Raw genomic sequence first — 23,517 nt, 5'->3', positions numbered from 1 at the left:
CGATCGACCCAGCCACCCTCGCACGGGTCCGGAGCACTTTCCGAATCCGTCCGGAGAAGCGTGAGCCAGCCCCATGAGTGATATCCAGACGGCCGGGCTGTGCCGTCTGACGGTCCGCGCGCCCGGCAAGAGCGTCGACCTCGCGGTGCCTTCCGACGTTCCCGTGGCCGACCTGCTGCCCGCCGTCGTCGGCTATGGCGGTGACGACCTCGAAGAGGCGGGGATCGACCACGGCGGCTGGGTGCTGCAACGGCTGGGCGCCGAGCCGATGGACGAGGAACGCACCCTCGACTCCTACGACCTGCGCGACGGCGAGACCCTCTATCTCAGGCCGCGCACCGAGGCGCTCCCCGAGGTCCACCTCGACGACCTGGTGGACGGCATCTCCACCACCATGGCCGCAAGCCCCTACGGCTGGACCCCGCAGGCCAGCCGCCGGCTGCTGCGCGGCCTCGCGGTCCTCGCCCTCGCCGGCGGACTGGCCGTCCTCGCGCTGCCCGGCGGGTCGGCGGGGCTGCGCGCGGTGTGCGCGGCAGTGGCCGGTCTGCTGCTGATTGCCGGCGCGGGCTCGGCCAGCCGTGCCGTCGGCGACGCCGGAGCGGGCGCGGCACTGGGCGCGATGGCGGCGCCCTACCTCGCGTTCGCCGGCTGGCTGCTGCCCGGCGGCGAGCTGAGTGGCCCGGACGCCCATGCGATGGTCGGGTTCCGGCTGCTGGCCGCCTGCGCGGCGGGCGCCGGCGGCGCGATCGTCGTCCTCGCGGCGGTCTCCGCCTTCGCCTCGCTCTTTCTCGGCATCGCCGTCGTCGCGGTGTTCGGCGCGCTCGCCGGGGCCCTGATGCTCACCGTGGACCTCGCACCGCACCAGGTCGCCGGGGTCGTCGCCCTGGTGGCGGTGGTGCTCGGCGCGTTCGTCCCCTCGCTGTCCTTCCGGATGTCCGGGCTGCGGATGCCGCCCCTGCCCACCAACGCCCAGCAGCTGCAGGTAGGCATCGAGCCGCACTCGCCCAGCGGCGTCGCCGCTCGCGCGGTGCTCGCGGACGGCTGGATGAGTTCGCTGTACGGGGCCGTGGGCGCGGTCTGCGCCGGCTGCCTGGGCGTGCTCGCGTGGTACGCGGACCTGGCCGCCTCGATCATGGTCGTGGCGCTGTCGCTGCTCCTGCTGCTGCACGGCCGCGGCCTGGGCAACGCCTGGCAGCGGCTCTCGCTGATCATTCCGGGCGCGGTGGGCCCGCTCCTGCTGATCCTCGCCGTCGCCGTCTCCTTCGCACCCGACCGGCGTCCCCTGGTGATGGTCGCGCTGCTGGCCCTCACCGCTGCCGTGTCCATCGCCTCCTGGACGGTGCCGGGCCGCCGGCTCGTGCCCTACTGGGGCCGGGCGGCGGAGATCCTGCACACCCTGGCTGCGGTCAGCCTGCTGCCGCTGGCGCTGTGGGTGCTCGGTGTGTACGGCGCCCTGCGCGGGCTGCTGGCCTGAGACGGGAAGTGTGAGCGATGCAGGACAAACGGGACCAGGTCCAGGCGCACCTGTTCATCATGGGGCGGCTGACCTCCGGCATGCTGCGTGCCGACCCCGACGCCCCGGAGAGCCCGCAGGGCCGCACCAACCGCGGGATCGCGATCAGCGTGCTGATCGCGATACTGCTGTGCGCCGGAGCCTTCGTCTTCGGACTGCTCAAGCCCGGTACCAAGGAGTCCTGGCGGGCCCCGGGCACCCTGGTCGTCAACAAGGACACCGGCGCCCGCTACCTCTTCCTCGGCGGCAGGCTGCGGCCGGTGCGCAACTTCACCTCGGCGCGGCTGCTGGTCGGCGACAAGATGAAGGTCATGCCGATCGGCGGCCCTTCGCTGGACGGCACCCCGCACGGCGCACCCATCGGCATACCGGGTGCCCCGGACGAGCCGCCCGGCACCGGCAACCTGGACAGCGGCCCGTGGCAGGTGTGTTCGGGATCCGGCACCGGCTCGACCGGCACCACGGTCGCCGTGGGCACCGAGCCCGCCGGGCCGGGCCTCAAGGAGGGACAGGGACTGCTGGTCAGCGGTCCCGACAAGGACAACTACCTGGTGTGGCAGGGCCGCAAGCTGCGCCTGGACGGCACGGCGCACGCCCCCGAGGCGCTCGGCTACGGCGCGGACAAGCCGCTGCAGGTCTCGGCGGCACTCCTCAACTCGCTGCCCGCCGGCCCTGATCTGACCCCGCCCGAGGTGCCGGGCCTGGGCGACGCCGGACCGGTGCTGGGCGGCGGGCAGACCCGGGTCGGCGAGATCTTCAAGGTCGCCGCCTCCGGTGCGCGGGCCCGCTACTACCAGCTGCGCAAGGAGGGCCTGGCCCCGCTCACCGCCACCGGTGCGGCGCTGGTGCTCGGCGCCCCGGAGACCAAGGAGAAGACGTACGCGGGCCGTTCGGCCGCCGCCCGGAGCCTGGGCACCGATGCGCTGAACGGACATCTGGCACCGGTCTCCGGGCTGTCCGACCACGCCGAAGGGATGCCCGAGGCTCCGCCGGAGCTGGTCGACCTCGGCGTGGGGCAGACGCCGTGCGTGGGGGTGCGGTCGGCCGGCGACGGTACGCGGGTGAGCGTGACCCTGGCCGACCCCCGGGAGCTGGGCCCCACCGCGCAGGCGCCGACGGAGGGGATGGTCCCGGCATGTGTGACGGTCAACCGGATCGCCGTGCGACCGGGCCGCGGCGCCCTGGTGCACGCGCTCGGCGCCGACGGCAGCGATGTCGGCAGCACGCTGTATCTGGTGACCGACACCGGAATGAAGTACCGGCTGCCGTCGCAGGACACGCTGAAAGCGCTCGGCTATACCGGGGCCCGCGCGCAGGGCTTGCCGTCCTCACTGCTTTCCATGCTTCCGACCGGGCCGGATCTGACGCCGCAGGCGGCGAGTTCCGGGAACGAGAAATCGACGGCACCGAAGTGCGAGAACCAGCGGGCGACAACACAGCATCGGCAAGGGGCGGAATGAGGTCGGGCCGGCGGCGAGTGCACGCCGTAGCGATCTGCCTACAGCCGGATCGGAAAATTGCGAACATCACGTGGATTCTTGGCAGATAGTATTGCAAAAGAGGTTTACGGACTTCTAGTATCGCTTTGTATGGGCCAACTGGAGGTCGGCTCCATGCAATTGAGGGCACCGGCTGCCAGCGCGCCTCGCCTGGCGGCGAATTACAGCCGAAGGGGACGCGCCCATGGGACAGATGGCACAGCAGCAAGAGCAAGCCACACGGAACGGCATCAACGCCCTGGAGCAGGCGTTCACCGGTGTGCAGCGCAGCCGTCAGGAACTGGAGAACACGAAGAACAACGTGGGTCTCGGCGGCGATGTCGGCGGTAACTTCCGTTCTCTGCTGGACCAGTGGGACGAGCAGGCCCAGATCATCGAGAAGAACCTGCGCGACATGGTCAACGAGCTGAACACCACGTTGCAGCAGAGCGGTCTGACCCGGGGTTCCGCGAACGACAACGTGAATCAGGCGTTCCAGAAGTCCAGCGCCGTTTTCGACACGCTCGCGGGCTGATCGGGTTGCCGGCCCGCGTACCGAGGCCGCGACGCGTCGACTCAGCATCTCCCTGAACGTACACACCGACCGAAACGAGGTTCGCCATGCCCGGTGGCGCGAATGACTTCTCCGACGGCAATATCTACGTCGACTTCAATCGCTCCAACAACGCGATCGAAGACCTGCGCGTGCAGACCAATCAGGTCCAGAGCTGGCTCCAGCAGTTGAACCAGGAGCTGCAGACGCTCAAGGCGAGCTGGGTCGGCGACGACGCGGACGTCTACCAGGCCAAGCAGGAGGCGTGGAACCGCGCCGCCGACAAAATGGGCAGTCTGCTCACCAGCCACGCAGACGTGCTGAACGACGTGTCCCAGGCCTTCGACCAGAACCAGAAGCGCTCGGCGCAGGGCTGGGAAGGCGTGCGGATCGGCGCCTGACCGGCGACGGATGCGGTAACGGGCGGTCGTCGGCGTCGGGGACGAACGCGGAGGGCCGCCCGTGCTGGTTCATGGGCGCGCGAGAGCTGCGCCGAGGGCGGGCTACGGACGGAGAAGGAGCGGCACCATGGCAGACGAGAACAAGGGCGGCGGACCGCTCGTCCTCAACAAAGAGTGGATCAAAAAGTTCATCGACGGGGACCTCCATGAATTCCGGGGGGCGATCGAGAAGATCCTCGTCGACGCGCCCGCGGATCGGTTCGCGGGTGGCCGGAACGACATCATGGTGCAGAGCATCACCAACCTGATGGACATTCCGGATAATGTTCATTACTCCCAGAAGCGGCCGCTGACGCTGGGCAAGATGGGCCAGGACGGCATCGCTGGGGATCTGGTCAAAAGCATCGCCGGCTCGGCCAAAAAGCTCGGCGATTTCGTCGGAGATCAGAAGAAGCTGTTCGAGCACATCGAGAGCAACCTGCGCGACGCGATGGAGACGCTGCTCAAGACCGAGGGCGAAAGCCTGGACAAGATCGACGGCGAGAAGTTCTACAACGTCTTCGAGGACGTGGCGGACGACATTTCCGAGTCCATGGGTAGCGGCGGCGGTAACGGCGGCGGCGGTGACGGCGGCGGTGGCGGTGGCAAAAATTAACCTGAACTGTCACCGGTGATCCGCGCCGTGTGATCCCGCCCCGAGTCCCGTTCGAATTCCTTCCGCTGGAGCCCCGTGATGGCAATCGACCGAGTGCCGATGAGTCCGGATAACGATGACTGGCATAACGTCATCGAGACCTTCACCGGTTACAAGGCGCCGACGGTCGAACAAATCTTCACGTCGCTGACGAGCGCCGACGGCATTCCCCTGATGCATGTCACGATCGGGGAGCCGGACAACGGCAAGATCCCCGAGGTCGCTGATACCGACTGGACGCTCAAGAACCTCGGAACCCAGATCCAGGACCTGGAATTTGTCCTGCCGTTCTACATCAATGACGGCGGGGCCAAAAAGCGCCAGGTCAAGATTCAGCTGCTCGGTGACCGGACGCATGATGACGGGGGCAAGCCGACTCCCGATGTCAAAGTCAACGGGGGGACCACTGGGGAGTTCCCTGGTAAGGACGACACCGATAAAAAAACCTGGGATACCCGGGATCTCGACCGGTACTCCTTTGGTACGGGGAATGCGCTGAGTTGGCTGCTCACGAAGGACAGTGGCACGCGCGACTTCGATTGGCCCCCGGCCATTCCGGAGGCGAATTACGTTGATCTGTCCTCCTTCGAGGCGACGGCCAAGTCGTTCGACCGCGTGCAGAATTTCGTCGGCGAACGGAAGGCGGAGCTCGACGGTTGGGAGAAGATCCTCGGCGCGGTCGAGAACGACAACTGGAAGGGTGAGGCCGCCGGAGTCTGGTGGAATCTGGTCCATTTTCTGGTGCGGCGTTACGAGCGCATCGTCGAGGACATGGAGAACACCGCCGGCAAGTCCTACGGATCGCGGCAGGGTGCCGCGGTCCGCGCTGCGGGTGAGGTGCTCCGCAAGGAAGTCCAGAAGCTGTACGACGCATGGGAATTGTGGTCGACCGGGCGCAGGAGTAACCCGCTGTTCTTTCTCAGCGAGATCCTCTCCGACGTCATGGACAACGTCTGGAACAAAAACATTTTCATGCTCAAGGTGCACACCAGCAGCTCCGGCGGCGGCTACAACTCCCTCGACGGCGGCTACAAGCCGGACACCGAGAGCCTCGTGACGAAACCGGGATTCGAGAACCAGGCCGAGGACGGGTACGGGCACAGGTACGGGCCGCTGGACAACGTGGCGACGTGGAAGGCCATTGGCGAGGAGGCGCGGAATCGCTGGTGGGACGGTGTCCGTGAGTATTTGGGCAAGCCGGCGGAAACCGCGATGCGGAACGTTACCAATGCATGGAATGCGCATAACTTTGATATTGGCGACATTCGTCCGCCGCGAGGTGAGGACCTCAAGAGCACCCTCCGGGGGGACCAGGCATTCAAGGACAAGAATGACGCCAAGAAGGATAAGGATGAACAGAACAAGCTGAACAAAGAGAACCAGGCGAAGATGGACGCCTGGAACAAGAAGCAGGAAGAGCAGAGGGATAAGGACAAGGCGGAAGCCGACCGTATCCGGGAGGACGAGAAGAAGCACCAGAAGGAGCAGGAGGACAAGGCGGACCGCCAGCGCGACGAGGACCGCCGGCGTCAGGACGAACAGCAGCACAAGCAGGAGGAGTTGCAGAAGGAGCAGGAGAAGAAGCAGGAGGAGCAGCAGCACAAGCAGGAGCAGAAGCAGGCCGAGCAGGAGAAGAAGCAGGAGGAGCTGCAGAAGAAGCAGGAGGCGAAGCAGGAGGAGCTGCAGAACAAGCAGGAGGAGAAGCAGGCCGAGCAGGAGAAGAAGCAGGAGGAGAAGCAGGCCCAACAGGAGAAGAAGCAGGAGGAGCAGCAGCAGAAGCAGGAGCAGCGGCAGAACGAGCAGGTGGTCCAGCAGCGGATCCTGCAGGAGCAGCAGAAGAAGGACCAGGACAAGAAGGAGAAGGAACAGGAGGCGAAGCAGGCCGAACAGCAGCGCAAGCAGGAGGAGTTGCAGAAGGAGCAGGAGAAGAAGCAGGAGGAGCAGCAGCACAAGCAGGAGGAGAAGCAGGCCGAGCAGGAGAAGAAGCAGGAGGAGCTGCAGAAGAAGCAGGAGGCCAAGCAGGAGGAACAGCAGAAGAAGCAGGAGGAGAAGCAGGCCGAGCAGGAGAAGAAGCAGCAGGAGCTGCAGAAGGAGCAGGAGGCCAAGCAGGAGGAGCAGCAGCACAAGCAGGAGGAGAAGCAGGCCGAGCAGGAGAAGAAGCAGGAGCAGCTGCAGAAGGAGCAGGAGACCAAGCAGGAGCAACAGCAGCACCACCAGGAGCAGCGGCAGGACGAGCAGCAAAAGCAGCAGGAAGAGCAGCGCAAGGAACAGGAGAAGAAGCAGGAGGAGCTGCAGAACAAGCAGCAGCAGCGCCAGGAGGAGCTGCAGAACAAGCAGCAGCAGCGGCAGGACGAGCTCCAGAACAAGCAGCAGCAGCGCCAGGACGAGCTGCAGCACAAGCAGGAGCAGTACCGGAATCAGGCCGGCGACATCCTGGGGAACCAGCACGGCGGTTCCTCGTACGGCGATCACCAGAGTCATCTGCCGGACCACATCACCGGCCCGGTCAACGGCGACGACTCGCTGACGAACCCCGGCGGCAGCCACTCGCATGTGGACTCGCACGGGCGCGTGGTCACCGATTACCCGGACCACAGCAAGACCATGATCGACCCGCAGACACAGACTTCGACCGTCACGGGCCCCGACGGCGCGGTCCACTCCGGGCCGCTGAACGCGGGGGATGTGCTCACCAACCCCGACGGCAGCGTCTCCCATCTGGACTCGCACGGGCAGGTGGTGACCGAGTACCCGGACGGCAGCAGGAGCACGGTGGACCCGCACACCGGTGCCACCTCCCTGATGAGCCCGGACGGCACGACGAACTCCGGCTACCTGAACGGCGGTTCAGGGCCCGATACTCCGCATTCGGGTCCTGGTGGCCTGCGCTCGCACGGCAGTCAGCAGCCGGATTACGAGCAGGAGCTGTACGACCCCCAGCCCGGGGGCGCCGGCGGGCAGGGCGGCGCCGGGAGCGCCGCCGCCAGCCTTGGCGGGCCTCCCTCCGGTGCGGGCGGTGCCCCCGGTGGAATGCCGATGAGCCCGGGAATGATGGGCGGCGGCATGGGCGGCATGGGTGGCGGCGGCGGCCGCGGCGGCGAGGGCGGCCCCTCGGAGCGCACCCGGACCGTGATCGACAGCGGCGACGTGGTCAGCAACCGTCGTAGGCCGTCGAACGGTCGTTCTGGCAACGGGCGTTACGATGATCGCGAAGCGGTGATCAACACCAGCAGCGGCAGCCCCTTCTCGACACCGATGGGCGGCGGGCACGGCGGTCCGGACCGGCAGCAGACACAGAGCGGTGACCGGGAGCGCGAGGCGTGGATGCCGGAGGACGAGGACGTCTGGGGCTCCGACGAGGGTGGCGCACCGGCGGTGATCGGGCGATGAGCGACGAGCAGGAAGCGAGGAGGCCGCGATGACGGAATCGATGCAGGAGCGGATGGCCCAGGCACGGGCCCATCTGGAAGAGACCCGGGCGGCCATCGCCCGCGCCGAGCAGGATCTGCGGAACACCTCGGAGACGGTGCGCTCGCGCGACCGCGCGGTGGAGGTCACCGTCGGGCCGCAGGGAGAACTGACCGGGCTCACGTTCCCCGACAACAAGTTCGCCGGCATGGCCGGTCCGCAGCTGGCGGCCTCGGTGATGGAGGCGTTCGGCGAGGGCCGGCGGCGGATCGCCGAGCGGGTCATGGAGACCTTCGCGCCGCTGACCGCGCCCAACCCGCATGTGCCGGAGGGCCGCGGTGTCGACATCGACTGGGAGCGGATCTTCGGCTCGGCCCTCTCCGGCGGTCAGCGCACCGGCGCCGGGCGGTCCAAGTCCCGGCTGCGTGACGAGATCGTCGAGGACGACACGGACGCGACTCCGGGAGGCCGGGCGTGAGCGGCGACGGTACGTTCCACCCCGATCTCCCCGCGATGCGCAAGGCTGCGGAAGCCCTCCACGACCTGGGGGAATTTCCGCAGAAAATGCACGAGGAATTCGTCGCGCACGCCGCAGACTACGACGGGTGGAACGGCCAGAAGGGCAGTGAGGATACCGACCAGTTCTTTCAGCAGACGCAACCGGACTGGGAAAAGGCGAAGAAGCTGCCCATCGGACTCTTGGCCTCATTCGAACAGGTTTTCCCGGCAGCGGCCGCCGCCGTACTGGAGACCGTCAACAGTATTAAGGGAGCCAAGGGGGTCGCCAACGACCTCATCAGCGACGCGCAGAGCAAAGCGAAGGCGCACAGTAACCCGGACAACGGTGACGGCAGTGGTGACGGCAGCGGTGACGACCACACCGGTGGCGGGAAGCACTAGATGCTGGAGAAGTACCAGGGCCAGATCTATAGCGCCGAAGAGCGGGGGTGGATGTTTGCGCTGACCGGTGAGTTCCCGCCCAGCGGCGTGGCGGATCTCGGCTTCGACAGCCAAGCTCTGTTCGATGACCTCTCGGGGAGGGTCACCGAATTCGAGACGAAGATCCAGGACACCGTCCGCCTGACCTCCGAGGCGTTCCCGTCGGAGGTGGCCGACTCGTTCAAGCAGGCCATGGGGATGCTGACCGGTGCCAGCGCCGGCGCGAACGTCTTCGACCAGTTCAGGGGCCAGCTGCGGAAGATGAGCGGCCAGCAGGTCATGCTCTCCCAGAAGCTGCAGTCGGCGCAGTGGGAGATCTGGGCCGAGCTGGCCACCATGATCATCGAGTTGGCGATAGACGCCGCGATGGCCTTCTTCACCGGCGGTCTCTCCATGGGAGAGGCGGCGATGGCCAAGGCGCGGGCGGCGTTCAACATCCTGATGGCGATGCACCGGCTACTGAGTTATCTGCCGCTCGGGCCGAGCGTCTTCGAGATGTTCGAGGAGATGGTTCAGTCCCTCGCGGTCAACCTGGCCCAGCTGACGATCAATCCGCCCGAGAAGCGGCCGTCCGGGATCGACTGGCAGAACGTCGCAGAGAGCGGGCTGTTCGGCCTGGCGGCCGGCGGGTTCATCCATGGGTTCTCGTCCCTGGGCGGCCTCTTCAAGAACAAGCTCTCGGATATTTTCAAGAACCACTTCGACAAGGATTTGTTCAACAAGTTCGACAAGAAGAAGTTCGCGGGTCTCGACAAGGACCTGTTCAACAACAAGAACTTCTTCAACAACCCGGATCTCGCGAACCACTTCAAGAAGCACGACCGCATCGCGAACGCCGCTTACCGCATCCCGGAGACCTTCGCGACCCACGGGCTCGGCGAGACCCTGTCCGAGATCCTCGTCAGCGGAGCGCTGTACGGCCAGTGGCAGTTCAATTGGTCGACCCTCGTGGGCGCCGGGGCCAGCGACAACATCCACGGCGGCCTGCACTCCGGGCTCACGGGCCCCGGCAACTGGTTGCACAAGAAGGTGTTCCCGAACGGGAACCTCTTCACCGGCTTCCACAACCGCACTTTCTCCCCGAACACCACGAACTCCCACGACTCGGGCGGTGCCGGAGGAGGCGTGAACGGAGGTACCGACTCCCTGACGGGTTCCGGTACCCCCCCGGTCACGCCTCCCCCCGCACTGCCCGCGCCGTCCGGCCCGCTGCCGCTGTCCTCGACTCCGAAGACCGCCCCCACCCACAACGCCCCCCTGCCAGGCACCCCTACCGGCACTCCGCGCACCACCCCGCTGGGAACGCCGCCCGCCATCCCGCCGGTCCGTACGCCGTCGAGCATCTCCACCGACTCCGAGTACGACTCCGACTCGACCGACTACGAGAGCATCTTCGACGGCGGGTCGGACGCCGGCTCCGACTTCGGCTCCACCACCTCGGAGATCCCGCCGGCGATGCCGCCCGGCACGAACACCACCACCGGCCTCGACCTGCCTGCGAACAGCCTGCCGCAGGGGTCGAACCTCAACTCGCCCCTCACCAAGGGCTTCGACGGCACCCCGGGCTACGGCGACGGGCTCGATTCGGACGGCGCCCGCAACCCGCTGCCGGACGGCGAGGGCACCGACGGCGGTCCGCTGTCCACCCCCGGCGCCCACCCCGGCGCCACGGGCCTGAACACCGGCAACGGCCTCCTGGGGCCGGGCCTCGGGGCCGGGCCGGGCCCGGTCGGCGCCTCGCCGCTGCCGGGTGGCGGGCTGCCGGGGTCCGCCGTGGGCCCGGCAGACCAGTCCACCACCTCCGGCCCGGACCCGGCGCTCCACCCGGAGATGAGCAGCCCGCCCCCTGCCTCCTCCACCCCGCAGACGCCGGGTACGCCCGGTGGTCAGCAGCCGTCGGGCCAGCAGTCGTCGGGACAGCACCAGGGGAGCGGGCAGCCCGGCGGCCAGGGGACCCGTGGCCCCGGCGCCCGGGATGTGTCCGGGACGACGGGCTCCGAGACGTCGCAGCCGGACGCCGACTCCCGCCCGGACGCGGTGACGGCCGGGGATCCGCAGGCGGACCCGGACCACGAGGCGGGAGCGCATCGCGCCCCGGCCGCCGACCCTGGGCAGCGCGACGAACCGGGTGCCCCCACGCCCCCGGCGTCCGTGCCCACCCAGACCGCCGGCATGCCGGGCGCCGGCACCGTGCCAGGCACCACAGCCGGCCCGGGGACCGCCGCCGACCAGGTGCCCCGCGTCCAGCGTGACGACACCCAACGCCGTTGGATAGCCGAGCAGTTGGTGGCGGCCGACCTGACCGACGGCCCCGCGCCGCTCGCTCCGGACGAGATGGTGGGCGTCGCCGAGCTGAAGGCGGCGGGCTTCACCCCGGACCTCGCTCAGCGCACCGCCGCCGAGCTGAACGAGGGCAAGCTGCCCGTGCGCGACAGCGGGCTCACGCCGCTGGACCAGGCGCGGCTGCTCATGGTGCGGCCCGGCCCCTGGTCGGACCGGCTCGACACCGTCGCGGCCCAGGCGTCGCGCCGGATCTGGGAGTCGGCGTACCAGGACTTCGCCGGCACGGCCCCCGGGAGCACCGCGCCCCAGGACGTCGCCCGCGCCTGGGACACGGCCTTCTCGCTGGTGCTGCCGCCCGATCCGCACCCGGCGTCGGCCGACTCCCGGTTCGCGGGCGTCGACTTCCGCGGCGCCGTACGGAAGGTCGCCGGCCACCTGCTGACCCACGGACCGGATGCGGAGTCCGGCGTCGCGCGCGCCGACGAGGCCCGCAGCGAGCTGGGCCTGCCGCCCCTCGTGCGCGCGGCCACCACGTCCACCGGCTCCGGTTCCCCGGCCCCCGCAACCCCGCTTCCGCCGACCGCCACCGCCACCACGTCCAGCGACCTGGCGGACGACGCCGCCCCCGCCTCACCCGACCGCGACGTCACCACTGCCGCACTCCCCGCCCCCGCCGCGGCGGGCCGGCGCGAGGACGACGAGGAGAGCGGCAACGAGGAGAGCGTCAACGAGGAGGCCACCGGCGAGGCGGACACTCGCCCGCCCCGCCCCCGGGGCGCCCGGCAGTCGGTGCCGCAGGACGGCAACGGTCTGCTGTCCGCCGTCCTGGCGAGCGACCCGACGCTGCTGCGCGACCGCCTTCCGGGCCTGGCCGAGCGCGACCCGGACGCCCACGCGTGGCTGTCCGACCCGGCCCGGGTCCGGCGCGAGCTGGCCGGACCCGCCGACGCGCTGGCGGACACCCCGCACGCCGCCGTGCTCGCCGCCGCCCGCGGGCTGGTCGCGGACGAGCTGCTGACCCGCCGCGGCCGGGGCGCCACCGAGGCACTGTGGCAGTACCGCCTCAGCAACCTCGGGGACGACTCGTTCGCGGCCCGCGTCGCCGCGATGGACCTGGCGGAACTGGTCACCAGGCTGGGCGAACTCGACGTCCAGCTGCCGGCGGAGGGCCGCTTCGCGACCGACGAGGGGCTGCGCGGCGAACTGGCCGACCTGCTGCTCCGCCACGAGCCGCTCAGCGACGAGGAGCTGACCGCCCTCACCGCCGCGGTCCTGGACTGGGCGGACCACTGGAACTCCCCCGAGGGCGAGGCGTTCCTGCCACTGCTGGCGCACGTCCTCGACGTCCGCGTCGACGTCTTCCGGGCCGGCCGGTACGGCGAGGTCGGGCCGCTCGACTTCCGGACGCACCAGCCCGTCGGCCCGGCGGACGCCACCCGCACCATCGAGCTGTTCCACAGCACGTCCTACGAGCAGCGGACGGTCACCGAGAACGGCGTCACCACCACCCGCTGGGTTCCGGCGGGGGAGGAGCACTACGAGGGCAGCGACGCCGAGTCGGCCGCCAGCACCCCGACGCCGGAGAGCACGCGGACGCGGGTGCTGGACCCGCACCTGGCGCCGGTCCCGGACCTCGCATCCCGCCGGGCGCTGTCGCGGGACCGGTTCGAGACGCTGGTGAACGAGGTGATCCGGCGGGGGCCGGTGGGTGCGCCGACGCTGGGCGAGTGTGTTGCGCTGGTGGGGGATCTGGGCAACGGGGTGTTCGAGGGTGGGGTGCGGGCCGCTGTCGCTTTGGATGACCTGGCGGTGGGCCGGAGCGCGACCGAGCATGCGCTGGCGGCGGGGCCGGGGTGGCGGCCGGTGCGGTCGTGGGATGTGGTGGCCGAGGCGGTGCGGGCGTCCGGGCGGGGGTCGATGGCGTTCGTACTGGCGGGGGCGCAGGGCGGCCGGCGGGGTCATGCGTGGGCGGCGTACGCGCTCGCGGACGGCAGTGTGGTGTGGGCGGACCTGACGCCGCGGGAGGGCAGCGCCCCGCTGTCGGACGAGCCGCTGGACATCGTTCCGCTGGACGCACGGGCGGTGATCGTCGGCCTGTCGGGGCAGGTGCGGGAGGACAGGCTGCCGCTGTTCGAGGGCGGGCCGTCCTCCGACCCCTGGCAGGCCCTGGTGGACGCGCCCACCAACCGCGAGTACGCCGGGTGGGGGGCCGAGGACGAGGACATCCGGGTCATCCACATCCAGCACAAGGAGGGTGACCCCCCGGATCTCAGCGGTTCCCCCTTGGCCTACGGGCGCGGTCTGAAGGCCGTTGTCGAGCGGAGAAAGGTCTACTGGAATCCCGCCACCGGAAAGTTCCAGGCCAAGCCCCCGCGGGTCGCACCCGGGGAACCCGGGCCACGGAACGAGCAGCGGTACGTCGTCGAGCTCGTCGGCGACCCGGTGCAGGTGGTGCCCGAGGAGGAGCGGCAATCCCTCGAAGAGGGGCTCTCCGCCCTGGAGCGGGCCCAGGTGGCGCTGAGCCGCGTCGACGTCCTGGGGGAGTCGCTGCCGCTGGGCGATCTCCTGCGGGAGACCGAAGGGTGGGAGCTGACCGGTCTCGGTAAGAGGGTCACCGCGGTCGATCCGGCTCTCCCGGACGACGGCCCCGGCCGCAGCGATCAGCTCACGGCGGGCGTGAGCGCCCTCGGCCTACGGAACATCCAGAACCTGGCCCTGCGCCGGCTGACGCAGCCGACCATGAGGCCGGTCCTCCTCAGCGGCAACAAGGTCGGCCACCGTGTCGCCAGTGAGTACGTGAACGAACTCACCGGTGCCGATGCGTCGTTGGCCGAAGAACTCGCACCCTTCCTCGCCGCTGTCCCGGATGTCGACGAGGTGTGGGGATACGCCTGGCTGCTGTTCAACGAGGCCGCTGCCGAGCCGATCTCGCGTCGGATGAAGGAGAGCGACAACGACCTCATTCTCATCAAGAACCTTCTTGCCGTGGCGTCCCGGCACTCCTTCGAACACCTCCTCAGGGCCCTCAGGCCGCGCACCCGGAAGTTCCTCCACGCTCACGTCGACCAGATCAATGAGAACGCCGCTGACGAGCTGAAGCTGCTGATGGAGGGGCTTCGGGAGGGTCTGCGGGAGAGCGTGCCGGACTTCGGGAAAGTCCCCGTCAACATCTTCGATATCCGCAGCGACAACGTGAGCCCCCGCGAGAAGATGAACGCCGGGCTGACCGGACGCACTTCCGACGGACAGCGGCTGGACAGGTACGCCAGTACCGGCATGCGGGACTTCGACGCACTCGACACGGCCTCCGGCCGGCTGCAGATCGCCCTCATCCTGGTGGAACTGCGGCACTACGGCTTCCACCGCCTGATGCAGCCGGGGGAGCTGCGCCAGTTGGCGACGGAGCTGGCGGAGGTCCTGCGGAGGGACTACGCGCGGGCGAAGGCCCACCGTTTCCCCATGCCCGAGTCCGCGCTGCGTGCGTCTGTGCTGCGGATCCTGGACAGCCCCGTGGTGCGGGACCTCCGCCCCTTCCTGGCGCTGGCGGCCCAGGGACTGCCGCTGCCCGGTGGTGCGCCTCCGCTGCTGGAGAACCTGACCACCATGGACATCGCCTCGGCGGTCGGTTCCTGGGTGCTGGGCACTCCGCTGCCCGACGAGGTGCACGGGCTGCTGCGGGATGCGGTGCAGGAGGCGGAGTCCCACTTCCCGGCGCTCTCCCGGCGGGACCTCCAGCGGATCGTGCCGATCGTCGACGACGCGTCGGACGTCCTGGCGAAGCTGGCGGATCCGGCGGAGCTGCCGGAAGCGGTGCAGTGGGACGCGGTGATCGAGGCGGCGGACGGGGAGCTGGTGCCGGTCGGCGAGATCGCCCTCGCCCTGCACCGGGCCCCGAAGGGCGAACCGGTGGGGGTGGACTCCCGTCCGGCGACGGCCTGGGACGGGCGGCAGGAGTCCTACGGGCTACTGCCCCGGGTCTTCCCCAGGACGCCGGAGAACGAGGGCGGCGCGAAGGGTGTGCCGCGGGTGACGGATACCCATCCGGTACCGTTCTCCCACGCGTTCCTGGTGGGTATCGACGGGGACGCGGATCGGGCGCGGCTGACGTTGAAGTCGGGTGTCACCAAGGAGTTCCGCTACCCGGAGCTGGCCGACGTGCTCCCCGATATCGCCCCGGATCTGAGAGCGCAGGCGTCGGAGACGGCCGTGGTGGTGCTGGGCGCCGACCTGGCGGGTCCGGCGGAGGCGGATCCGCTGGAGCATCCGCAGGCCGGTGAGCTGCTGGCCACGGAGTGGAACCGGCTGCTGTGGGTGACCGCGAGCGGGCGCGAGCCGAAGATCGTGGCCTACGCCCGGGACCGGAACCCGTCCGCGCAGATCGAGCCGGCGGAGGGCGACTCGTGGGTGGGCTTCCGTCCGTTCCCGGCCACGCCGGAACTCCTGGCCCTCTCCCGCGAGTTGACGGCAGGACAGGCCACGCCTGCACAGGTGCTGCGGTGGGTGCGGGCGATCCGGCTGGTCTACGGCCCGCTGCTGGAGGCGGACCGGAGAGCGTTCCACGCGGTGCTGCGCGGATTCTGGCTGCTGGACCGGTACCGGGCCACACGGGGCGACCGGTCGCTGCTGACGATGGGCGCACTGCGCCGGTTGATGACGTCCTTCCCCGACGGGTTGGTACAGCCGGACGGACCGCTCGCGCAGGAGCTGGCGCCGATGATGAACGTGGTGGCCAGTGCGAACGGGGCGGACCTGAACCTGGCCCGCTACGCACTGATCCCCGTCTATCACCCGTCGCGGATGGTCGAGGCGGCCCCCGCCGCCCGGCCGCCGAGGCCGGTGTTCACGCGACCGGTGTCGGAGGTGGGGGACCGGTCCGGCAGCTCCCGCACGTCGGGGGCGGCCTCCGGGGCACCGGCACGCCCCGGCCGGCGGGGCGCCCGGCCCGAGGAGATGATCTTCTCCTCGCGGCCCCACGCTTCGCGGCCCGGCCCGGTGCCGACCTCCCCCGTCACGTCGGAGTCCGGTAGCTCGGACATGTCCCTGGACAGTTCCGAGGACGAGCAGGGGCAGCTTGTTCCGGAGCCTCAGCTGCGCGCCATGGAGCAGCTGTTCGCGTCGTTGGACCCGGTCGCGGCGGCTCAGGACGGGGCGTTGGACGGGCTGCTGGAGCGGTTGGACGGGTTGCGCAGGGCGCACCCCGACCTGGCACGGGGCCGGTTCGATCTGGCGAAGCTGACCCGCGGCGTGCTGCACCTCGATCCGGAGGAGCAGCTGACGAACGAGTCGATCACCGAGCTGCTGCGGGTGGCGGTGCAGCGTCCGCAGGCGCAGAGCCTTGCGGAGCTGTCGGCCTACCACTTGTCGTCTTTCGGGGAGGGTCTGTTCGCCGACCGGTACCGTCTTCCGGCCGGTGCGCAGGGCCGTCCTGGAGGTTGGAACTGGAACCCGGAGGGTGTGCCTGCCGACGCCGATCTCAGCGTCGCGGCGGAGGTCATCGAGCGGGAGGACGGGACGCGCGACGAGAAGCTGGTCGCCACTCCGTGGGAGGACGCGTATCTCTACTCCGCGTCCAGCAGCGCGTCCTGGGTCGCGTTGCCGGGCTTCGGCGGCCGGATGCGGCGTGTGCCGTTCGAGGTGTTCATCGAGCTGCCCGCGTTCGACCCGGACGCCGCCCGGGTCCCGGAGGGTACGGACCTCCTGCTGGCGATGTCCGCGGTCAGCTCCCGGGGGATCCACCTCGTCGACGGGCTCGTGGCCAAGTACGGCATGAACGTGTTGTCCACCAGCGGCAGGTTGGGGTGGACGCGGCCGGCCGGGGACCCGAACCGCTCCGTGCTCGCGATCACCGCGCGAGAGCAGCGAGACCCCCTGGGCGGCTGGCTGCGGCGGGACCCGGAGACCGTACGCGCCGCCGCCGCCCGGGGCCTGGGCGACGCGGCCTACTGGAGCCGGCGCCTGTCCTACTGGCCCATCATCGGCTCCGATCACCGCCTCACCGGCTACATCTCGATGGACTTCGCCGAGGAGGGCGACGGGGGCTGGAAGGTCACCTCGTTCTACGCCCGGTTCACCGCCGGTACGCCGGTCGAGAAGTACGTCATCCGCTACCCCGATGCCGAGCGGCTGGCAGCGCGCCCGGTGCCGTGGGTCGCGCAGAACCTGCCGTCTCCCGTCTTCGGGGTCAACCACGGTGAAGTGGGCGCCACCGCCTGGTACACCCCGCACGGGAGGGAGACCACCTCCGGGCGGGAGGGTGCCCGGAGGACCGCTGCCCTGGTGGCGCTGACCGGGCTGTCCGATGACCACCCCTTCGTGATGGACCAGTGCTACGGCGCCACGCCCAGGGAGGGGGGAAGCTCCTGGGAGGAAGACGGCTCGGTCCACGACACCGATCCGCGCGGGGCCGATCCGCTGGTGGACCTGTCGGAGAGCCAGTACCGGGCGGACGACCTCGGCAAAACGGTGTTCCCCTTCCGCTACCTCGCCACCGTCGGCGTCACGCGGGTGTCCATGCCGGGGATCGGCGCGGACGAGGGCGTGTTCGAGGTGCACCCCGACCAGCGGTTCAAGGAGATCACCCCGGAGGACGCGTGGGCCGTCGACCGGCCGAGGCCGAAGGCCGAGTGGCTCGACGTGCTCGCGCGCGGCGCGGGTCTGCACCAGGGCTCCGGACCGGCGTCCGACGAGGTCCGGGCGCGGACCCTGCTTCTGGTGATGGCGCTGCGCCGGGTCTTCCAGCCTTTCAAGGACCGGAACGGAAACTTCCGTTCCGTGGACGAGCATGCGCTGCAGCTGCGGGACCCCGACGACCCGAGGGGGAAGATGTGCCGGGTGCTGCTGCGGGGCATCGGTGCGCTGGAGCTGATGCGGCAGCGGGACGTCCAACTGAACCGGCCGAATGCCCCGCTGTTCACCATGGATCTGCTGGAGCTGCTGGGGGAGAAGCACCGGGCTTTGAGCGGGCAGCCCGGCGATGCGGCGGCGCTGTCGTCGGCGGACCGGCAGCGGAGTTCCGTCCGTCTGCTGGAGGATGCGGTCAGGGCATGGGCCGAGCAGCCGGAACGTGGCCTGAGTGAGTGGATCGCGTTGCCGGAGGTGTCCGGGGCGCTGGAGATGGTGGGGCGCGCGAGCGACCCGCAGGCTCTGGCGCGGGAGGCGTTGGGGCTGGCGGACGATGCGCCGGTGCGGGAGCGGGAGTGGTCGCGTCTGCTGTGGGCGGAGGTCAAGGCCGCGCGGATCGTCGGCTGGGACGCCGACGCGGCGGCCAAGGGGGAGTTCGCGGCGGCGGTCCTGCGCCTGGACCAGCCGGACTCCGGGCTGTTCCCGAAGGCTCATCTCGCGGCGGTCCGGGCGATCGCCGCCGGCCGCGACCCGGGCGACCTCGACGCGCTGGCCTCGCACGGCCTGGAGCTGGAGGACGTGCTGTCCTCGGACGCGCTGCGCTCCGACTCCGACGACAACCTGTGGGCCAGGGACTTCACCGGGGAGTTCGAGGACGGGGACTTCGACCACACGGTCATCACGCTCATGAAGCGGTTGCCCGATGGTTCGATCGTGCCGGACCGGCAGGTCACCGCCCCCTGGTACGACGAGGACGACCCGGACAACCCGGTTCCGTTCGTGTACGTCGCGGACGAGGGCTACGCACCAACCGGCGCGTTCGCCGATCTCACCTCCCGCGACCCGGTGTTGCGGGGGCTGGACAAGGGAACCCCGGGCATCCTGGTGGTCGGCCGGGCCATGCCGCCGGGCGACGACCTCGAAGTGGACAGTCTTCCGGCGCAGGTCGCCCTCCACACGTCCAAGGACTGGTACGCCTGCACACACCCGGTGACGTTGTACCGGGGCGAGGACGGCACCCTCACCGTCGCTGTGTCTCCGGAGGCGGGCAGCTCCACGGTTCCGGAAGACATCTGGGGCTATGTGCCCTACGAGGGTGTCCGGGAGGAGCTCGCGGCTGCCTCCGGCACGGCATCATCCTCCGCCGGCTCGCTCCTCGACTCGGCATCTCCTCATGCACATCGATCCCGCCGGTCCTCCGCCACCAGGGCGGGGCGCGGCGTGCCGTCCACCGGCCCGGGTGCCGCATCACCGTCGCAGGTGCGCGGCGCCGAGCCGGAGGCGACGGCGTCGGTACGGACGAACGCCGCCCGGCCGCCGAGGCCGGTGTTCACGCGACCGGTGTCGGAGGTGGGGGACCGGCCCGGCAGCTCCCGGCAGGGGGCGGTCTCCGGGCCAAAGGCGCCCCGCGGCCGGCGCAGCGGCCGGATCCAGGAGCCGGTCCGTTCTCCGCGGACGCCGGGCCCGGTGTCCGCGAGTTCGCCCCGGTCCCTGTTCGGATCGGCGGGCCAGGGGTCGCCCGAGCCGGTCAGCGAGCTTCTGGAGCACCTCTACGGCCCGCGGGACGTGCAGGGGGAGGCTTCCTGGCAGGAGCGCGCGGAGGCGCTGGCCCGGCTGGCCCGGCTGTACCGTACGGACCCGATCCCGGACCCGAACGCGGATTCCGAACCGGACCCGGACTCGGACTTCGACCCGGACTCCGACTCGGACTACGGCTCGGACCCTGGCTCCGACGCGGTTGCGAATCCGCAGAACGGCCCGCTCGACCGGTCCGACATGGAGGTGATCGCCCGCCATGTGATGCGCCTCGAGGACGGCGAGGCGTACGAGGAGTCGGACGCCGGGCTCAAGGAACTGGTGCGGCTGGCGGTGGAGCGGCCCGAGGCGACGTCCTGGACGGAGCTGTCGGTCCACCACCTGTGGACCCATGGGGACGGGCTGTTCGCCGACCGGCACCGCCTTTCGCCCGACGGCCAGGGTCATCCCCGGGGCTGGTGCTGGGGCACGGCGGACGTGCCGGCCGACATGGATCCGAGCCAAGCGCTGGATGTCGTCGAGCGGGCGGACGGGACACGCGAGGAGGTGCTCTCCCCCGCTCCCTGGATGAACGGCGACGTGCCGCCGCACCTGTACTCCGCTGACGGCGACGCGGAGGAGGTCTCGCTGCCGGGCTATGCCGGGCGCATGCGGCAGTGGTCGTTCGAGGTGCTCATCAAAGCGGTGGCCCTCGACCCGGACCTGGCCCGGGTTCCGAAGGACGCGCACGTTCTGCTGGTGATGCCGCAGATCAGCGCGCAGGGCATCCACGCGGCCGACGGGCTCGTCACCGGGCTCGACCGCACGGTGTGGTCCACCAGCGGCAGGCCGGGTTGGGATGTGCCCGGCTCCGCCCCGGCCCAGATCCGGCCCGTGCTGACACTCACGGCCCGGGAGGACCGGGGACCCCGGGGCGGCTGGCTGCGGCGGGATCCGGACACCGTGCGCACCGTGGCCGAGCTGGGGCTGGGCGACGCCGCCCACTGGAGCCGGAAGGTGATCTTCTGGCCGGTCATCGGCGCGGACCACCGCCTCCAGGGCTACTCGTCGGACGACTTCTCCGAACAGGCGGACAAGGGCTGGTGGACCACCGCGTTCTTCGCCGAGTTCACCTTCGGCTACCCCGCCCAGTCGTACGTCATCGAGGACCCTGACGAGAGCCGGTGGGAAGCGCTTCAGCTGCCCTGGGTGCAGCTGCAGCAGCCGGCTCCCCTCTTCGCGGACAACCACGGTAGGCCCGGCTTCACCATCTGGCACACCCCGCACGGGCAGATGCGCACCTCCGGGCGCAGGTCCGGCCGGATGGTCCAGGCCCTGCTGGCGCTGACCGGGCCGTCCGGGGACTACTCCGTCTTCAAGAGCCAGTGCTTCGGTGCGATGCCCAGTACGAGGACGCGCCGCGGTACGACGGAGCCCGCTCTCCTCGGGCAGGAGCCGCGCGGGGCCGATCCGCTCGTGGACGTGCCGGAGATCCAGCACATGGCGGACGTCCCCGGCACGACCGTGTACTCCCTCGGCTACTACGTGAGCGGCGTCTCCCGGTTGGAGAACGACATCCCCGGCGCGGGCGCCGGGGAGGCCGTCTTCCAGGCGTACCCGGATGCGCGGGGCCAGGGAGTGACCCCGGAGAACGCGGTGCACACGGCCAGGCCGAGGCCGACGGGGGTGGCGCTCGACGAGATCGCGCGCATCGCCGGTCTGCACACCGGGCCGGGGCAGGCGGACGAGACGGTGCGCGAGCGGACGCTGCGTCTGGTGATGGCGCTGCGAGATGCCATCCCTCCCCTCAGGGGCAGCGACGGGGTGCTGCGCGCCGTGGACGAGCACGCGCGGCTGCTCCGGGACCGGCGCGACCCGGTGGGCGAGGAGAGCCGACAGCTGCTGCAGGGCGTGGCCGCGCTGGACCGGATGCGCCAGGCCGATCCGGCGCTGGCTCACCCGGCCGTCGGTCATTTCACCGTCGAGCTGTTCGGAACGCTGGCGTGGGAGCACGCTCTTCGCGTTCAGGCGTCTCTCGCTCAGGCCACCCTCGCGCTCGGGCTGCCGCCGGTCACTCGGGAGAGCTTCCTTCGTCTGCTGATGGACGCGGCCAAGGTGGGGCCGGCGGCCGAGACGCTTCCGCTCACCAATTGGCTGCCGCTGCCGCAGGTGACCGACGCGGTGCGGACGCTGGCCGCTGTGGAGAATCCCGAGCGACTGGTCCGGGACGCACTGGGCCTGACGGGCGCCGAGGAGGTCGGGGCAGCGGACTGGTCCCGGGCGCTGTGGGCGGGGATCTGGACCGAGCAGCTCACGAGCCGGATCCGCAGCGACGCCGAAAAGAGCGCGTTCACCGCCAGGATTCTGCGCCTGGACGAGCACGACCAGCACGATCCGAAGCTGTTCGGCCAGGCCCGTACGGCGGTCGTCAAGGCGGTGGCCGCCGGCCGTGATATCGGGCGCCTGGACTCGCTGGCCTCGCACGGCCTGGAGCTGGAGGGAGCGCTGTCCGCCGACCGGCTGCTCCGGAGCCGCGGCGGTCGGATGTGGGGCCGGCAACCCGACCGCGAGAATCCCCCGCGCGGAACCTTCAAACGCGGCGTCGTCACGCTGATGGAACGCAAGGACGGCTCCTTCCAGCCGTACGCCACGGAGACCGCTCCGTGGACGAAGAGCGGCGAGGACGTGGTGTCGCGGGACGTGTTCGTGTATGCCGCGGGCGAGGACTTCGCGCCCCCCGGCCCCTTCGCCGACTTGCTCCACCACGACCCTTCCGCGGGCTCCGACGACGTCCGGATCCTGGTGGTCGACCGCGCCGGGCAGCCGGAGGGTCTGGCGGCCCAGGCCGCCCTCGGCACGACCGGTGGGACGTGGGGCTCCGACCATCCGGTCGCGCTCCACTTCGACGAGGACAAGGGCGTCTACACGATCGCCGTGTATCCGGAGGACGGCCACTCGCAAGCACCAAAGGGCACTTGGCACGCGTTCGACCACACGGGCAAGGAAGAGGCCGCCCCCGGCGGCCGATCGGCGGCTTCCGCCTCGTCCGCCCGCCGCGGGCCGCGCGACGGCTCGGTGGCCGACTCGCCGGCCGCCGCGACCGCGCCCGGCGGGGTGCTCACCCGCGCCGAGCTGACCGCCCGGGTGGACGCGGTCGCCGACCGGGGGCCGGTGGGTGAGCCGCGGCTGGGCGAGTGCGCGGCCCTGGTGCGGGGCCTGGCCGCCGCGGTGTTCCCCGGCTCCGGGGTGCTCGCGGGCGGGGCGCGGGCGGCGCTCGCGCTGGACGACCTGGTGGTGGGCCGGACGACGACCGAGCACGCGCTCGCGGCGGGGCCGGGCTGGGGTTCGGTGGAGTCGTGGGCGCAGGTGGAGCGCGGACTCCGCAGGTCCGGTGCGGGGTCGCTGGCGCTCGTGCTGGGGCGGCGGCAGGACGCCGGACAGCTGCGGGCGGGCCGGCCGGGCCACGCGTGGGCGGCGTACCTCCTGGCGGACGAGAAGGTGGCATGGATCAACCTGACGGGTGAGCCGGGCGGCCGGCTCTCGGCGACGCAGGAGGGGCAGCCGCCGGCGGAGCTGCTGCGGCGGCAGGGGCAGGGGCTCTCACCGTTGGAGCTGCCGCCGCTGGCCGGGCGAGCGGTGATCGTCGGCGCTTCGGGCCAGGTGGAGCCGGGCGCGCTGGAGCCGTTCGCGGAGTCCGGTTCCACCGCGCAGGCGCTGGTGGACGCGCCCACCAACCGCGAGTACGCCGGGGAGAACCGCGCGCTGTTGGAGCCGCCGCCGCGGCACATCTTCACGCGCCCGGTGGGTGAGGCCGGATCCGGCCGGACGGCGCCGTGGGAGGAGGCCGACGGCGCACCGCAGGTGTCGGACCGGGCGGTCCTCCGTCCGGCGCC

General features: G+C 70.6%; 9 protein-coding genes (1 of these 9 running past the window's edge). All 9 read left to right on the top strand.

Annotation, left to right across the window (positions count from 1 at the left end):
- Nucleotides 1-73 precede the first annotated feature (73 nt).
- Nucleotides 74-1,474: a type VII secretion integral membrane protein EccD gene (gene eccD / locus ACWGJY_RS03125; RefSeq protein ID WP_453259062.1), complete on the top strand. Its 1,401-nt coding sequence runs from the start codon at nucleotides 74-76 to the stop codon at nucleotides 1,472-1,474.
- Nucleotides 1,475-1,491: 17 nt separating this feature from the next.
- Complete coding sequence (gene eccB / locus ACWGJY_RS03120) at nucleotides 1,492-2,973, top strand: type VII secretion protein EccB (protein WP_453259061.1); 1,482 nt, start codon at nucleotides 1,492-1,494, stop codon at nucleotides 2,971-2,973.
- A gap of 223 nt (nucleotides 2,974-3,196) precedes the next feature.
- Complete coding sequence (locus ACWGJY_RS03115) at nucleotides 3,197-3,526, top strand: hypothetical protein (RefSeq protein WP_453259060.1); 330 nt, start codon at nucleotides 3,197-3,199, stop codon at nucleotides 3,524-3,526.
- Between the two features lie 86 nt (nucleotides 3,527-3,612).
- Nucleotides 3,613-3,945 carry a WXG100 family type VII secretion target gene (locus ACWGJY_RS03110; RefSeq protein ID WP_453259059.1) on the top strand — a complete coding sequence of 111 codons (333 nt, stop codon included), beginning with the start codon at nucleotides 3,613-3,615 and terminating at the stop codon, nucleotides 3,943-3,945.
- A 127-nt stretch (nucleotides 3,946-4,072) separates the two neighbouring features.
- Complete coding sequence (locus tag ACWGJY_RS03105; protein WP_453259058.1) at nucleotides 4,073-4,600, top strand: type VII secretion system-associated protein; 528 nt, start codon at nucleotides 4,073-4,075, stop codon at nucleotides 4,598-4,600.
- A 78-nt stretch (nucleotides 4,601-4,678) separates the two neighbouring features.
- Nucleotides 4,679-8,029 (top strand): AAWKG family protein, encoded by a 3,351-nt coding sequence (locus ACWGJY_RS03100; RefSeq protein ID WP_453259057.1) that lies wholly within the window; start codon nucleotides 4,679-4,681, stop codon nucleotides 8,027-8,029.
- A 28-nt stretch (nucleotides 8,030-8,057) separates the two neighbouring features.
- A complete protein-coding gene (locus tag ACWGJY_RS03095; protein WP_453259056.1) occupies nucleotides 8,058-8,525 on the top strand; it encodes a YbaB/EbfC family nucleoid-associated protein in 468 nt (155 codons plus the stop codon).
- Nucleotides 8,522-8,947, top strand: a complete 426-nt coding sequence (locus ACWGJY_RS03090) for a hypothetical protein (RefSeq protein ID WP_453259055.1) — start codon at nucleotides 8,522-8,524, stop codon at nucleotides 8,945-8,947. Before ACWGJY_RS03095 ends, ACWGJY_RS03090 begins: the two co-directional genes overlap by 4 nt.
- Nucleotides 8,948-23,517, top strand: part of the annotated coding region (locus tag ACWGJY_RS03085; protein ID WP_453259054.1) for a lonely Cys domain-containing protein (this coding region is incomplete at its 3' end). 51,595 nt of the annotated region lie beyond the right edge of the window; 14,570 of its 66,165 annotated nt are in view.

The organism is Streptomyces sp. NPDC054765 (assembly GCF_053612065.1).
Note: the sequence above shows the minus strand (reverse complement) of the source record. Positions and strands in the feature narration are given on the sequence as shown.